The 12,838-nt window shown below is 62.5% G+C and carries 16 protein-coding genes; 14 read left to right on the top strand and 2 right to left on the bottom strand.

The features are described 5' to 3' along the window. Positions 1-5 precede the first annotated feature (5 nt). The 5 genes from motD to OQ248_RS02455 all read left to right on the top strand — a co-directional run bounded on the left by motD (position 6) and on the right by OQ248_RS02455 (position 3,648). The gene (motD, locus tag OQ248_RS02475) at positions 6-896 is read left to right on the top strand and encodes a flagellar motor protein MotD (RefSeq protein WP_085710492.1); all 891 of its coding nucleotides are present in this window, start codon (positions 6-8) and stop codon (positions 894-896) included. Positions 897-939: 43 nt separating this feature from the next. Next, positions 940-1,728 carry a ParA family protein gene (locus OQ248_RS02470; RefSeq protein ID WP_085710493.1) on the top strand — a complete coding sequence of 263 codons (789 nt, stop codon included), beginning with the start codon at positions 940-942 and terminating at the stop codon, positions 1,726-1,728. A gap of 2 nt (positions 1,729-1,730) precedes the next feature. Then, positions 1,731-2,684 (top strand): CheW domain-containing protein, encoded by a 954-nt coding sequence (locus OQ248_RS02465; RefSeq protein WP_265811935.1) that lies wholly within the window; start codon positions 1,731-1,733, stop codon positions 2,682-2,684. 85 nt (positions 2,685-2,769) lie between these two features. Further along, entirely contained in the window at positions 2,770-3,255 is a 486-nt protein-coding gene (locus OQ248_RS02460) for a chemotaxis protein CheW (RefSeq protein WP_007959223.1), read from the top strand. Then, complete coding sequence (locus tag OQ248_RS02455) at positions 3,256-3,648, top strand: DUF2802 domain-containing protein (protein WP_265811934.1); 393 nt, start codon at positions 3,256-3,258, stop codon at positions 3,646-3,648. 130 nt (positions 3,649-3,778) lie between these two features. Here the strand turns inward: OQ248_RS02455 and OQ248_RS02450 are convergent, their stop codons facing one another. Together OQ248_RS02450 and OQ248_RS02445 are read right to left on the bottom strand one after the other, a co-directional pair. Beyond that, positions 3,779-4,108, bottom strand: a complete 330-nt coding sequence (locus OQ248_RS02450) for an EscU/YscU/HrcU family type III secretion system export apparatus switch protein (RefSeq protein WP_248742929.1) — start codon at positions 4,106-4,108, stop codon at positions 3,779-3,781. Next, the gene (locus OQ248_RS02445) at positions 4,105-5,679 is read right to left on the bottom strand and encodes a flagellar hook-length control protein FliK (RefSeq protein WP_265811933.1); all 1,575 of its coding nucleotides are present in this window, start codon (positions 5,677-5,679) and stop codon (positions 4,105-4,107) included. The genes OQ248_RS02450 and OQ248_RS02445 overlap by 4 nt, the downstream gene beginning before the upstream one ends. Positions 5,680-5,877: 198 nt before the next feature. Between OQ248_RS02445 and ccmA the strand changes: the two genes are divergently transcribed. From ccmA to ccmI, 9 genes are all read left to right on the top strand, one after another. Further along, complete coding sequence (gene ccmA / locus OQ248_RS02440) at positions 5,878-6,513, top strand: cytochrome c biogenesis heme-transporting ATPase CcmA (RefSeq protein ID WP_265811932.1); 636 nt, start codon at positions 5,878-5,880, stop codon at positions 6,511-6,513. Further along, positions 6,510-7,178: a heme exporter protein CcmB gene (gene ccmB, locus OQ248_RS02435; protein ID WP_085710502.1), complete on the top strand. Its 669-nt coding sequence runs from the start codon at positions 6,510-6,512 to the stop codon at positions 7,176-7,178. Before ccmA ends, ccmB begins: the two co-directional genes overlap by 4 nt. Positions 7,179-7,256: 78 nt before the next feature. Further along, complete coding sequence (locus OQ248_RS02430) at positions 7,257-8,012, top strand: heme ABC transporter permease (protein WP_085733725.1); 756 nt, start codon at positions 7,257-7,259, stop codon at positions 8,010-8,012. Beyond that, positions 8,009-8,185, top strand: coding sequence for a heme exporter protein CcmD (ccmD, locus tag OQ248_RS02425; RefSeq protein ID WP_011333085.1), 177 nt, complete (start codon positions 8,009-8,011; stop codon positions 8,183-8,185). Before OQ248_RS02430 ends, ccmD begins: the two co-directional genes overlap by 4 nt. Continuing rightward, positions 8,182-8,637, top strand: a complete 456-nt coding sequence (ccmE, locus tag OQ248_RS02420) for a cytochrome c maturation protein CcmE (RefSeq protein ID WP_065261104.1) — start codon at positions 8,182-8,184, stop codon at positions 8,635-8,637. The genes ccmD and ccmE overlap by 4 nt, the downstream gene beginning before the upstream one ends. Positions 8,638-8,640: 3 nt before the next feature. After that, positions 8,641-10,629: a heme lyase CcmF/NrfE family subunit gene (locus OQ248_RS02415; protein ID WP_119428804.1), complete on the top strand. Its 1,989-nt coding sequence runs from the start codon at positions 8,641-8,643 to the stop codon at positions 10,627-10,629. After that, positions 10,626-11,162, top strand: a complete 537-nt coding sequence (locus OQ248_RS02410) for a DsbE family thiol:disulfide interchange protein (RefSeq protein WP_011333088.1) — start codon at positions 10,626-10,628, stop codon at positions 11,160-11,162. The genes OQ248_RS02415 and OQ248_RS02410 overlap by 4 nt, the downstream gene beginning before the upstream one ends. Next, positions 11,159-11,629, top strand: a complete 471-nt coding sequence (locus OQ248_RS02405) for a cytochrome c-type biogenesis protein (protein ID WP_011333089.1) — start codon at positions 11,159-11,161, stop codon at positions 11,627-11,629. Before OQ248_RS02410 ends, OQ248_RS02405 begins: the two co-directional genes overlap by 4 nt. Further along, the gene (ccmI, locus tag OQ248_RS02400; RefSeq protein WP_265811931.1) at positions 11,626-12,825 is read left to right on the top strand and encodes a c-type cytochrome biogenesis protein CcmI; all 1,200 of its coding nucleotides are present in this window, start codon (positions 11,626-11,628) and stop codon (positions 12,823-12,825) included. The genes OQ248_RS02405 and ccmI overlap by 4 nt, the downstream gene beginning before the upstream one ends. The last annotated feature ends 13 nt before the right edge of the window (positions 12,826-12,838 follow it).

Raw genomic sequence — 12,838 nt, 5'->3', positions numbered from 1 at the left:
ACCTCATGGCACGTCGTCGCCAGCATGAAGAGCACGTAAACCATGAACGTTGGCTGGTTTCCTACGCCGACTTCATCACCTTGCTCTTTGCCTTTTTCGTGGTGATGTACTCCATCTCGTCGATCAACGAAGGCAAGTACAAGGTCATCTCCGAAGCGCTGATCGGGGTCTTCACCGACTCCGACCGCTCGCTCAAGCCGATCCCGATCGGTGAAGAACGCCCGAAAACCGTGACCCCGGCCAAGCCGCTGGTCAAGGACTCCGAACAGGTCGATGCCGGCATTGCCGGAGCCAGCGATCCGCTGAAAAGCATCGCCGACGATATCAGTGCCGCGTTCGGCGACCTGATCGCGAGCAACCAGATGACCGTGCGCGGCAACGAGCTGTGGGTCGAGATCGAACTCAACTCCAGCCTGTTGTTCGGCAGCGGTGATGCGATGCCGAGCGACATCGCGTTCAATATCATCGACAAGGTTGCGGCGATCCTCAAACCGTTCGACAACCCGATCCACGTCGAAGGCTTCACCGACGATCAGCCGATCCGCACCGCGCAGTACCCGACCAACTGGGAACTGTCCTCGGCGCGTTCGGCGAGCATCGTGCGCATGCTGGCGATGCAGGGCGTCAACCCTGGCCGCATGGCCTCTGTGGGTTATGGCGAATTCCAGCCGGTGGCCAACAACGCCACCGCCGAAGGCCGGGCGAAGAACCGTCGCGTGGTGCTGGTGGTGTCGCGCAATCTCGATGTGCGTCGCAGCCTGACCGGTACCGGGACCGCCAATGCAACACCGGACGCCGCGTTGAAGCGTGCTGGCACACAAACTGCACCGACCCCGGTCAAGACGCCGGGACGCGAGAGTGCCGTCAATTCTCCGTCGCCCGCATTAATACGCTGAGCCATGTCTCGGCCGAGCATCTCGGCCGGGAGGAACAATCCGAATGAGAGTCTGGGCAGTCGCCAATCAAAAGGGTGGTGTTGGTAAAACCACTTCTTCCATCGCTTTAGCCGGTTTGCTGGCCGAGGCGGGCAAACGCGTGGTCGTGGTCGATCTCGACCCGCACGGCTCGATGACCAGCTATTTCGGTTACGACCCCGACAGCCTGGAACACAGCAACTACGACCTGTTTCTGCACAAGGGCAGTGTGCCGCAGGGCCTGCCGGGCCAGTTGCTGCTGTCCACCAGCGATGAACGCATTTCCCTGTTGCCGTCCAGCACCGCGCTGGCCACCCTCGAGCGTCAGTCGCCGGGGCAGAGTGGCCTGGGCCTGGTGATCGCCAAGAGTCTGGCGCAGCTGTGGCAGGACTTCGATTACGCGATCATCGACAGCCCGCCGTTGCTCGGCGTGCTGATGGTCAACGCCCTGGCCGCGAGCCAGCAACTGGTGATCCCGGTGCAGACCGAACACCTGGCCGTCAAAGGCCTGGAGCGCATGGTCAACACCCTTGCAATGATCAACCGTTCGCGCAAACAGGCGCTGCCGTTCAGCATCGTGCCGACCCTGTTCGACCGCCGCACCCAGGCGTCGATGGGCACTTTGCGCGTGCTGCGTGACAAATTCCCCGAGGAGATCTGGCAGGGTTACATCCCCGTCGATACCCGTCTGCGCGACGCCAGCCGTGCCGGTGTCACGCCTTCGCAGTTCGACGGCAAGAGCCGTGGCGTGCTGGCTTACCGCGCGCTGCTCAAGCATCTGCTGGCGCAACAACTCGTTCCGCAGGTGGCCTGAGCATGAATCGGCCGATCAAGCTGACATCGAAGCCGCAACTGGCGCTGCAGTCCTATCTGGACGGCTTGCTGCAGGAAGTGACGGACGAGGTCGAGCAGGAAGTCGCAGCGCCGGTCGAGGTGGTCGAGAACACCGCCGTACTCGATGAATTCCAGGCCGCCGTGCTTGAAGAGCAGGCCCGGGATGCGCAGCAAGCCGCTCGGCCGGTCGCCCCGGTTGCAGCGCCTGCGGCTGTGGTAGCGAAGGCACCTGCGACTTTGATCAAAGAGCCTGAGCCGGTGCGCGTGGTCTCGACGCTGGCACCGCTGCTGCAAACCCAACTTCTGCAAACGCCTCCGGTTCCGGCGGCGCCAGCGCCCGAACCTGAAACGCCTGCTCCAGCCCCGGTCGAGCCGACTCTGGTTGCGCCACTGGTGGAAGTGCATCTGCCACCGAGCAATACACCGCCACCGGTGGAAACCGACGGTCGCCCGGCCTGGGCGTCGGAAGCCTTTGAATGCCTGCTGTTCGACGTGGCCGGGCTGACCCTGGCTGTGCCGCTGGTGTGCCTCGGCTCGATCTATTCGCTGGCCGGCCATGAGCTGACGCCGCTGTTCGGTCAGCCGGAGTGGTTCCTCGGCATCCTGCCAAGCCAGGCCGGCAACCTGAAGGTGCTGGACACCGCACGCTGGGTCATGCCGGATCGCTATCGCGATGACTTCCGTCAGGGCCTGCAATACGTGATTTCGGTACAAGGTTACGAGTGGGGGCTGGCGGTGCATCAGGTCAGCCGCTCGTTGCGCCTGGACCCGAATGAAATCAAATGGAGAAGTCACCGGGGTCAGCGGCCATGGCTCGCGGGCACGGTGATTGAACACATGTGCGCCTTGCTCGATGTTTCCGCACTGGCCGAGCTGATCGCCAGCGGTGGGGCAAAGCACATGTCCGGCAGTAAGCCGAACCACAAACCGACATAACACTTACATAACAGACAGCACCGGCATACGCATGGCGGCGCACAGAACACACACCGCCAGGCGCGGTTTTTCGAGGGGCTAGGGTATGAACGACAAGGCTACTGCGGCAAAGGGTTCCGAAGATCCGATCCTGCAATGGGTGACCTTCAAGCTGGACAACGAAACCTACGGCATCAACGTGATGCGCGTTCAGGAAGTCCTGCGCTACACCGAGATCGCTCCGGTTCCGGGTGCTCCAAGCTACGTGCTGGGCATCATCAACCTGCGCGGCAACGTGGTGACCGTGATCGACACCCGTCAGCGCTTCGGCCTGATGAGCGGCGAGATCAGCGACAACACCCGTATCGTCATCATCGAAGCCGACAAGCAAGTGGTCGGCATCATGGTCGACAGCGTGGCTGAAGTGGTTTACCTGCGTCAGTCGGAAATCGAGACCGCACCGAACGTCGGTAACGAAGAGTCGGCCAAGTTCATCCAGGGCGTGTGCAACAAGAACAACGAGTTGCTCATCCTGGTCGAGCTGGACAAGATGATGAGCGAAGAAGAATGGTCGGAACTGGAGAATATCTGATTGATTCTCGAGGTAGCGGTCATTGTCCTGTTCCTGTTCTGGGCAGGCACGCTGGCGATGTTTCTGGCGTACATCAAGGCGCAGCGCGTGATCGCTGCGCAACAGGCCCAGGGCGATGCGCTGCGTGATCAGCGCATCAAGGACCTGGCCAAGCGTGTCGACGATTACCAGAACGGCAACGTGCGCATGGGCGAAGCCCTGCACGAGCTGCGGGCGGTCGTCAGTCCGATCCCGGACAAGATCACCCAGCTCGAACAGCGCGACCCGTCCAGCCTGTCATTCGCCCAGGCGGCGAAACTGGTGGGAATGGGTGCGAGTGTCGATGAGCTGACTCAGTCCTGCGGGTTGACCCAGGCTGAGGCGGAGTTGATGCGCAAGCTGCACAGAAGCTGATTTTTGCGATCTGGTTCAGATCGCTATCGCGGGCAAGCCCGCTCCCACAGGATTAGCGGCGTTCACAGATTTTGTGTCCACCACCTGTCCCTGTGGGAGCGGGCTTGCCCGCGATGGCGTCTTCGAAACCTCAGTAATCGTCGCCGCGTTCGGTGACGTCTTTCTCGACCATCGGTGCATCCGGGTCATGTCCTTGCGGGAACTTGCCCTTGAGGTTCCAGGCAAACGCGATGATCTCGGCAATCGTCAGGTACAGCTCCTGCGGGATGCTGTCGCCCAGTTCCATGCGCGCCAGCAACTTCACTAGCTCGGCGTTCTCGTAGATCGGCACTTCACAGTCGCGGGCGATGCGCAGGATTTCCTCGGCCAGTTCGTCATCGCCCTTGGCGGTGAGGGTCGGGGCGTGGCTGCCGTCGTACTTGAGGGCGATGGCCTGGCGTGGAGCAGTGGAATCGTTCATGCGGTTTCGTCGACCCAGCGGTGTTCGAGACGGGTTTGGATGCCTTGCGGCGGGGTGCCGAGGTGGCAGTCGAGATCGCCGACGTTGAGCCCGCGATCCAGCAAGCGCTGACGCAGTGCGGCCAGATTGGTTTCGATCAGGTCGGCAGTGTACGGCCGTTCGGCCCATAGCTGGCTCGACAGGCTGCCGTTGATCAGTTGCGCCTGAACCTGCATCGGCCCCAGCGGTTCCATGTCGAACGCCAGATCGACGCGCCACAACTGTTGTTTGGTTTCGCGTTCGCTGTCACGACGTTCGTTCTGTTTTTCTTCTTGTGGCGCTTCTTCGCGCTGGAGCTTGACCTGCAACGGCACGATGTCCTGCATATTGCGCATCGGGATTTCCAGCTGCCAGGTGCTGAGCAGGCGCCCGTCGTCGGTCACGCCGGTCTGTTCCAGGCTCGACAGTTGATGGCTTTGCAGGCGCGAGACAGCGGCGGCGGCCAGGCGCAGCAAATGCTCCAGATCGCCTTCGCCTTCCAGGCTTTGCAGCAGCCGATCCGGCAACGGGAAACTGCCCGGCACCGGTTTGGCGCTGACCTGGCCGAGCATGCCGAGGGCATTGCGCACGAAGCTCGGCATCGCCTGGGCCAGGGTGTTGGCGGCGATGATCGCGTTCAGATTGGTATTGCCGGGCAGGCCGGGGGTGAGTTGCGCGATCAGCTTGAGCAGATCGCTTTTCATGTCCGGGGTCAGCGTCGGGTTTTGCCCGGCCAGCAATTTGGCTTCGAGAAAGGCGCCGCTGTTGAGCAGCGCCTGGGCCAGGCCTTTGGGTGTGGTCAATTGGCCGACGTCCGGCAGGTTGGCCAGCAGCCGGTCCACGGCCGCGCGCAGATCACTGGAAGTCTGATCGTCGGCGGGCGGCAGGCTCTGGAGCATTTTCAGCAAGCCATCCAGCGAACCCTGGCGGCTTTGCTGGCTGACCAGTTGCTGACTGACCGCCAGTTGTTCCTGGCGATTGCTCAGTGGCAGGAATTTCAGGGTCTGGGAGTCCTGCACCAGCGCCGACAGCAGGGTGCCGATGCGCAACGGCTGCGGGCTGTCGAGGCTCAGGGTGCTGCCGCTTAACACCGTGTTGAGCAGGCTGACCGTCGAGCGGAACACCGTCGGCTGCCCCGGCACCTGCGGCAAGGCCTGATTGGTCAGCACCTTGCCTTGCAGGAGCGTCCCGACCGGCAATTGCGCGGTATCGATGCGGGTGAGGGTGGCGACAGCCGTGGCGATGGCCTGTTGCACGGTAACCGCCAGATTGCCCGCCGACGGCTGGGTGACCGCCAGATTGGTGCCTTGCGGCAGCGGCAGGGGACTGGTCGCCTGCACGGTGGTCTGGCGGCCGCCGTCGAGGGTGACCTTGAGCAGCACCTGAAAGGCCTGGTCCGCCGGTTTCAACGACAACACCTCGGCCTTGGCGCTCTGACCGGCGGCAATCAGCCCGTCCATCGGCGTCAGCAGCTTGAGCAGCTCACCGACCTGCGGGCGAGCGGTCGCCGGGGTGGTGGGCGGGAGCGGGAGGATGTTCATTTCGCCTGTCATACGCGGACACAACCTGAGGAAAATGCACTCGGGAGAGCAGGGGACGCCATGTATAATGCCGCCCGTCCTTCCGTTCGTTCAAAAAAACATAGCAATTGTTTGACCCAGCTCTCTGGATTGAGCCGTCATTGCATTTATGCTGCAACTCTTTAACGGCCGCCCCAGAGCCGACTTGAACCGTATAAGGCCCGTGAACCCTTGACCAGCCCTGTCCTGCAAACCGTCGGCCTCGCCTGTGAGCGTGATCTCAGACTGCTCTTCGAGAATCTCGAATTGAGACTGGCCAGTGGCGATATGGTGCAGATCAGCGGTCCCAACGGCAGCGGCAAGACCAGTCTCTTGCGCCTGCTGGCCGGCCTGATGCAGCCGACCAACGGTCAGGTGCTGCTCAACGGCCAACCCCTGGCCGAGCAACGCAGCGAACTGGCGCGCAACCTGCTGTGGATCGGCCATGCCGCCGGAATCAAGGACCTGCTGACCCCGGAAGAAAACCTCGCCTGGCTCTGCGCCCTGCATCGACCTGCGGGACGCGACGCGATCTGGCAGGCACTGGCGGCGGTTGGATTGCGCGGTTTCGAGGATGTTCCCTGTCATAGTCTGTCCGCGGGTCAGCAACGCCGCGTGGCGCTGGCACGCTTGTATCTGGACAGCCCGCCGCTGTGGATCCTCGATGAGCCGTTCACCGCCCTCGACAAACAAGGCGTGGCGCAACTCGAAGAACACCTGGCCAATCACTGCGAGCAGGGTGGCCTGGTGGTGCTGACGACGCACCACACGCTGAGCCGGATGCCGGCCGGTTATCGCGACATCGATCTGGGGAACTGGGCAGTATGAGTGTGTTCGGCCTGCTGGTTGCCCGTGAATCCCGACTGCTGTTCCGCCGCCCGGCGGAGCTAGCCAATCCGCTGATTTTCTTTGCCATCGTCATCGCATTGTTCCCGCTGGCCGTCGGACCGGAAACTCAAGTATTGCAAAACTTGTCCCCGGGGTTAGTCTGGGTGGCGGCGCTTTTGTCGGTCCTGCTCTCGCTGGACGGGCTTTTCCGCAGTGATTTCGAAGACGGATCCCTTGAACAGTGGGTCCTTTCGCCGCACCCCCTGCCACTTCTGGTGTTGGCCAAGGTGCTGGCACACTGGCTTTTTTCCGGTCTGGCACTGGTTTTGCTCTCGCCGTTACTGGCGTTGATGCTCGGGTTGCCGGCTGCGTGTCTGCCGGTATTGCTGCTTTCGTTGTTGCTGGGTACCCCGGTGCTGAGCTTGCTCGGCGCGGTGGGCGCGGCGCTGACGGTCGGTCTGAAACGCGGTGGCCTGTTGCTGGCGCTGCTGATTCTGCCGTTGTACATCCCGGTGTTGATCCTCGGCAGTGGCGCCTTGCAGGCGGCGCTGCAGGGCATGCCGGCGACGGGTTATCTGTTGTGGCTTGGCAGCCTGACCGCCCTGGCGATAACCCTGACACCTTTTGCAATAGCTGCTGGCCTGAAGATCAGCGTCGGCGAATAATGAGGTCTGGTTAAAATTTAACCAGCAAAGACCCTGAGACTGCTCACACCGATGAGCGGCACCCGTGATGGAAACAGTATGAACTGGACCTGGTTTCACAAGCTCGGCTCGCCCAAGTGGTTCTACGGCATCAGCAGCAAGTTCCTGCCGTGGCTGAGCATTGCAGCGTTGCTGCTGATCGCTGTCGGCGTCGTCTGGGGCCTGGCCTTCGCGCCGCCGGACTATCAGCAAGGCAACAGCTTTCGCATCATCTACATCCACGTTCCCGCCGCGATGCTCGCCCAGTCGATCTACGTGATGCTGGCGGTGTGCGGTGTGGTCGGGCTGGTGTGGAAGATGAAACTGGCCGACGTCGCCCTGCAATGTGCCGCACCGATCGGGGCCTGGATGACCGCCGTGGCGCTGGTCACCGGGGCGATCTGGGGCAAGCCGACCTGGGGTTCGTGGTGGGTCTGGGACGCGCGACTGACCTCGATGCTGATTCTGCTGTTCCTGTACTTCGGCGTGATCGCCCTGGGCAACGCCATCAGCAACCGCGACAGCGCCGCCAAGGCCTGCGCGGTGCTCGCCATCGTCGGGGTGATCAACATTCCGATCATCAAATACTCGGTGGAGTGGTGGAACACCCTGCACCAGGGCGCGACCTTCACCCTGACCGAAAAACCGGCGATGCCCGCCGAGATGTGGCTGCCGCTGCTGCTGACGGTGCTGGGTTTCTACTGTTTCTTCGGCGCCGTGCTGTTGCTGCGCATGCGCCTTGAAGTGCTCAAGCGCGAAGCCCGCGCCAGTTGGGTGAAAGAAGAAGTGCAGAACAGCCTGGAGGCCGCTCGATGAGTTTCGCGTCATTCGGCGACTTCCTCGCCATGGGCCATCACGGCCTGTACGTCTGGTCGGCCTACGGCATCTGTCTGGCGGTACTGATCCTCAACGTGGCGGCGCCGATTGCGGCCCGCAAGCGTTATCTGCAACAAGAGGCGCGTCGTCTGCGCCGGGAGAACGGCAAGTGAATCCGCTGCGCAAAAAACGCTTGATCATCATTCTGGCGATTCTGGTCGGGGTCGGCGCTGCCGTCGGCCTGGCCCTGAGCGCCCTGCAGCAGAACATTAATCTGTTTTACACCCCGACCCAGATCGCCAACGGCGAAGCGCCGCAGGACACCCGCATCCGCGCCGGCGGCATGGTCGAGAAAGGTTCGCTGCAACGCTCCCCGGACTCCCTGGACGTGAAATTCGTGGTCACTGACTTCAACAAGTCCGTGACCATCACCTACCGCGGCATCCTGCCGGACCTGTTCCGCGAAGGGCAGGGCATCGTCGCACTGGGCAAGCTAAACGCCGACGGCGTCGTGGTCGCCGATGAAGTGCTGGCCAAGCACGACGAGAAATACATGCCGCCGGAAGTGACCAAGGCCCTGAAGGACAGCGGTCAATCCGCGCCGACCCAAGCGAAGGAGGGTTGATCGATGACGTCCACCATTTTCATTCCCGAGCTTGGCCATCTGGCGATGATCCTGGCGCTGTGTTTCGCGCTGGTGCAGGCCGTGGTGCCGTTGCTCGGTGCCTGGCGCGGTGACCGTCTGTGGATGGGGCTCGCCCAGCCAGCCGCTTGGGGGCAGTTCGCGTTCCTGCTGTTCGCCTTTGGCGTCCTGACCTACGCGTTCATGACCGACGATTTCTCCGTAGCTTACGTCGCGATGAACTCCAACAGCGCACTGCCGTGGTACTACAAATTCAGCGCGGTGTGGGGCGCTCACGAAGGTTCGCTGCTGCTGTGGGCGTTGATCCTCGGTGGCTGGACTTTCGCGGTGTCGGTGTTCTCCCGGCAACTGCCGCAAGTCATGCTCGCCCGCGTACTGGCGGTGATGGGCATGATCAGCACCGGTTTCCTGTTGTTCCTGATCCTCACCTCGAACCCGTTTTCGCGGATCCTGCCGCAGATCCCGGCGGACGGTCGTGACCTCAATCCATTGCTGCAGGATATCGGCCTGATCGTGCATCCGCCGATGCTGTACATGGGCTACGTCGGTTTCTCCGTGGCCTTCGCATTCGCCATCGCTGCACTGCTCGGTGGTCGTCTCGATGCCGCGTGGGCACGCTGGTCGCGTCCATGGACCATCGTCGCCTGGGCCTTCCTCGGTATCGGCATCACCCTCGGTTCGTGGTGGGCTTACTACGAACTCGGCTGGGGCGGCTGGTGGTTCTGGGACCCGGTGGAAAACGCCTCGTTCATGCCATGGCTGGTGGGCACGGCGCTGATTCACTCGCTGGCGGTCACCGAGAAGCGTGGCGTGTTCAAGAGCTGGACGGTGTTGCTGGCGATTGCCGCATTCTCCCTGAGCCTGCTCGGGACGTTCCTCGTGCGTTCCGGCGTGCTGACCTCGGTGCATGCGTTCGCCTCGGATCCTGAGCGCGGTGTGTTCATCCTGATCTTCCTGCTGTTCGTGGTCGGTGGTTCGCTGACGCTGTTTGCCTTGCGCGCCCCGGTGGTCAAGAGCCAGGTCGGCTTCAACCTGTGGTCGCGGGAAACCCTGCTGCTGGGCAACAACCTGGTGCTGGTGGTGGCCGCGTCGATGATCCTGCTCGGCACCCTGTATCCGCTGATTCTCGATGCGATCAGCGGCGCCAAGCTGTCGGTCGGCCCGCCGTACTTCAACGCGCTGTTCATTCCGTTGATGGCGCTGCTGATGGTAGTGATGGCGGTCGGCGTGATCGTGCGCTGGAAAGACACGCCGGTGAAATGGCTGGCCAACATGTTGACGCCGGTGCTGCTGGGCAGCGTCGCCCTGGCGGTCGTTGCCGGTGTCGCTTACGGCGATTTCAACTGGGCGGTGATCGCAACCTTCCTGCTCGCGGCCTGGGTGTTGCTGGCCGGTGTGCGCGACATCTTCGACAAGACGCGCCACAAAGGCCTGATCAAAGGCCTGCCGACCCTGACCCGCAGCTACTGGGGCATGCAACTGGCCCACATCGGTATCGCCGTGTGTGCGCTGGGCGTGGTGTTGTCGAGCCAGAACAGTGCCGAGCGCGACCTGCGCCTGGCGCCGGGCGAGTCGATGGAACTGGCCGGTTATCAGTTCGTGTTCGAAGGTGCCAAACACTTCGAAGGCCCGAATTTCACTTCCGACAAAGGCACCATCCGGGTGATCCGCGATGGCCGCGAAGTCAGCGTGCTGCACCCGGAAAAACGCCTGTACACCGTGCAGAGTTCGATGATGACCGAAGCTGGCATCGACGCCGGTTTCACCCGCGACCTCTACGTTGCTCTGGGTGAACCACTGGGCGACGGCGCCTGGGCGGTGCGGGTGCATGTGAAACCGTTCGTACGCTGGATCTGGTTTGGCGGTCTGCTGACCGGTCTGGGCGGGATGCTGGCAGCGCTGGACCGGCGTTACCGGGTCAAGGTCAAAGCCAGGGTGCGTGAAGCGCTGGGCATGGAAGGAGCCGCTGCATGAGACGTTGGTTGATGCTGGTTCCACTGGCGATTTTCCTGCTGGTGGCGGTATTTCTTTATCGCGGTCTGTACCTGGATCCGGCGGAACTGCCGTCGGCGATGATCGGCAAACCGTTCCCGGAGTTTTCCCTGCCGGCGGTGCAGGGCGACAAGACCCTGACCAAGGCCGACATCCTCGGCAAACCGGCGCTGGTCAATGTCTGGGGCACCTGGTGCATTTCCTGCCGGGTCGAGCATCCGGTGCTGAACAAACTCGCCGAGCGCGGCGTGGTGATCTACGGCATCAACTACAAGGACACCAACGCCGATGCGTTGAAGTGGCTGGCCGAATTCCACAACCCGTATCAACTGGATATCCGCGACGACGAAGGCTCCCTGGGCCTGAATCTGGGTGTCTACGGCGCGCCGGAAACCTTCTTCATCGACGCCAAGGGCATCATCCGCGACAAGTACGTCGGCGTGATCGACGAGCAGGTCTGGCGCGAAAAACTGGCGGCCAAGTATCAGGCGCTGGTCGACGAGGCCAAGCCATGAAGCGCTTTTTAGCCGCCATGGTGTTGGGCTTGAGTCTGGCCGGTGTGGCCCACGCCGCCATCGACACCTATGAGTTCGCCAAAGAGGGCGATCGCGAGCGTTTCCGCGAGTTGACCAAGGAACTGCGCTGCCCCAAATGCCAGAACCAGGACATCGCCGACTCCAACGCGCCGATTGCCGCCGACTTGCGCAAAGAGATTTTCCGCATGCTCGGCGAGGGCAAGGACAATCAGCAGATCATCGACTTCATGGTCGACCGCTACGGTGATTTCGTCCGCTACAAACCGGCGCTGAATGCCAAGACCGCGCTGCTATGGTTTGGCCCGGCGGGATTGTTGCTGGGCGGTTTTGTCGTCATCGCCGTGATCGTCCGCCGCCGTCGCGGGCAACGCGCCGAGACTCCGCAATCGCTGTCCCCCGAAGAGCGTCAGCGCCTCGACCAACTGTTGGATAAAAACCAAGAATGATTGATTTCTGGCTTGCCGCAGGGCTGTTGCTTCTGGTCGCCCTGAGTTTTCTGCTGATTCCTGTTTTGCGCGAGCGTCGCGCCCAGCGTGAAGAGGATCGGACTGCCCTGAACGTCGCGTTGTATCAGGAGCGCGTCGCCGAGCTGCAAGCGCAGCAGGCTGAAGGTGTTCTCGATGCTGCGCAAATGGACAGCGGCCGCGCCGAAGCGGCCCGTGAGCTGCTGGCCGACACCGAAGGTGTGGCGCCGACCCGGGTTTCTAGACTGGGCAAGCCGTTGCCGTTGCTGGCGGCCGTGCTGGTGCCGGTGCTGGGTCTCGGTCTGTACCTGCATTTCGGTGCCGCTGACAAAGTCGAACTGACCCGGGAATTCGCCCAGGCGCCGCAGTCGATGGAAGAGATGACCCGGCGCCTGGAGCGCGCCGTGGCCGCGCAACCGGATTCCGCCGAAGGCCTGTATTTCCTCGGTCGCACCTACATGGCTCAGGATCGTCCGGCGGACGCGGCGAAGATGTTCGAGCGCGCCGCCAACCTGGCCGGTCGTCAGCCGGAGCTGCTCGGCCAGTGGGCGCAGGCGCAGTACTTCGCCGATGGCAAGAAGTGGTCGGACAAGATCCAGGCCCTGACCGACGAAGCACTGAAGGCTGATCCGAAAGAAGTCACCAGCCTCGGCCTGCTCGGTATCGCCGCGTTCGAAGGTGAGCGCTATCAGCAAGCCATCGACTACTGGAACCGCCTGCTTGAGCAACTGCCAGCGAATGACAAATCCCGCGAAGCCTTGCAGGGCGGTATCGCCCGCGCAACTGAAAAACTTGAAGCCAGCGGCGGCAAGGTGGCTCAGGCGCCAGTGGCGAAAACTGCATTGCTGAAGGTCAGCGTCGATCTGGCCAGCGAACTCAAGGGCAAGGTGCAACCGGGTGACAGCGTGTTCGTCTTTGCCCGCGCCGTTTCCGGTCCTCCAGCGCCGCTTGCAGCCAAGCGTCTGACCGTCGCCGACCTGCCGGTAACCGTCGAGCTGGGCGATGCCGATGCAATGATGCCGCAGTTGAAACTGTCGAACTTTCCTGAAGTCCAACTGGTTGCGCGCGTCTCCCGTGCCGGTCAGCCGACCGCCGGTGAGTGGGTAGGCCGCAGCGGGCCTCTGGCCAGCAGCACCACCGCGCCACAAAAACTGACCATCGACAGCCCGGACAAATAGCCGGAACCATCAG

The sequence above is a fragment of the Pseudomonas sp. COW5 genome, from assembly GCF_026240005.1.
GTDB lineage: Bacteria > Pseudomonadota > Gammaproteobacteria > Pseudomonadales > Pseudomonadaceae > Aquipseudomonas > Aquipseudomonas kribbensis.
Note: the sequence above shows the minus strand (reverse complement) of the source record. Positions and strands in the feature narration are given on the sequence as shown.

Coding starts and splice junctions, on each gene's coding strand:
- OQ248_RS02430 (WP_085733725.1), top strand. CDS start 7,257: ATGAACTGGACCTGGTTTCACAAGCTCGGCTCGCCCAAGTGGTTCTAC.
- OQ248_RS02415 (WP_119428804.1), top strand. CDS start 8,641: ATGACGTCCACCATTTTCATTCCCGAGCTTGGCCATCTGGCGATGATC.
- ccmB (WP_085710502.1), top strand. CDS start 6,510: ATGAGTGTGTTCGGCCTGCTGGTTGCCCGTGAATCCCGACTGCTGTTC.
- OQ248_RS02465 (WP_265811935.1), top strand. CDS start 1,731: ATGAATCGGCCGATCAAGCTGACATCGAAGCCGCAACTGGCGCTGCAG.
- ccmD (WP_011333085.1), top strand. CDS start 8,009: ATGAGTTTCGCGTCATTCGGCGACTTCCTCGCCATGGGCCATCACGGC.
- ccmI (WP_265811931.1), top strand. CDS start 11,626: ATGATTGATTTCTGGCTTGCCGCAGGGCTGTTGCTTCTGGTCGCCCTG.
- OQ248_RS02450 (WP_248742929.1), bottom strand. CDS start 4,108: ATGAACGATTCCACTGCTCCACGCCAGGCCATCGCCCTCAAGTACGAC.
- OQ248_RS02405 (WP_011333089.1), top strand. CDS start 11,159: ATGAAGCGCTTTTTAGCCGCCATGGTGTTGGGCTTGAGTCTGGCCGGT.
- OQ248_RS02445 (WP_265811933.1), bottom strand. CDS start 5,679: ATGACAGGCGAAATGAACATCCTCCCGCTCCCGCCCACCACCCCGGCG.
- OQ248_RS02470 (WP_085710493.1), top strand. CDS start 940: ATGAGAGTCTGGGCAGTCGCCAATCAAAAGGGTGGTGTTGGTAAAACC.
- OQ248_RS02460 (WP_007959223.1), top strand. CDS start 2,770: ATGAACGACAAGGCTACTGCGGCAAAGGGTTCCGAAGATCCGATCCTG.
- motD (WP_085710492.1), top strand. CDS start 6: ATGGCACGTCGTCGCCAGCATGAAGAGCACGTAAACCATGAACGTTGG.
- OQ248_RS02410 (WP_011333088.1), top strand. CDS start 10,626: ATGAGACGTTGGTTGATGCTGGTTCCACTGGCGATTTTCCTGCTGGTG.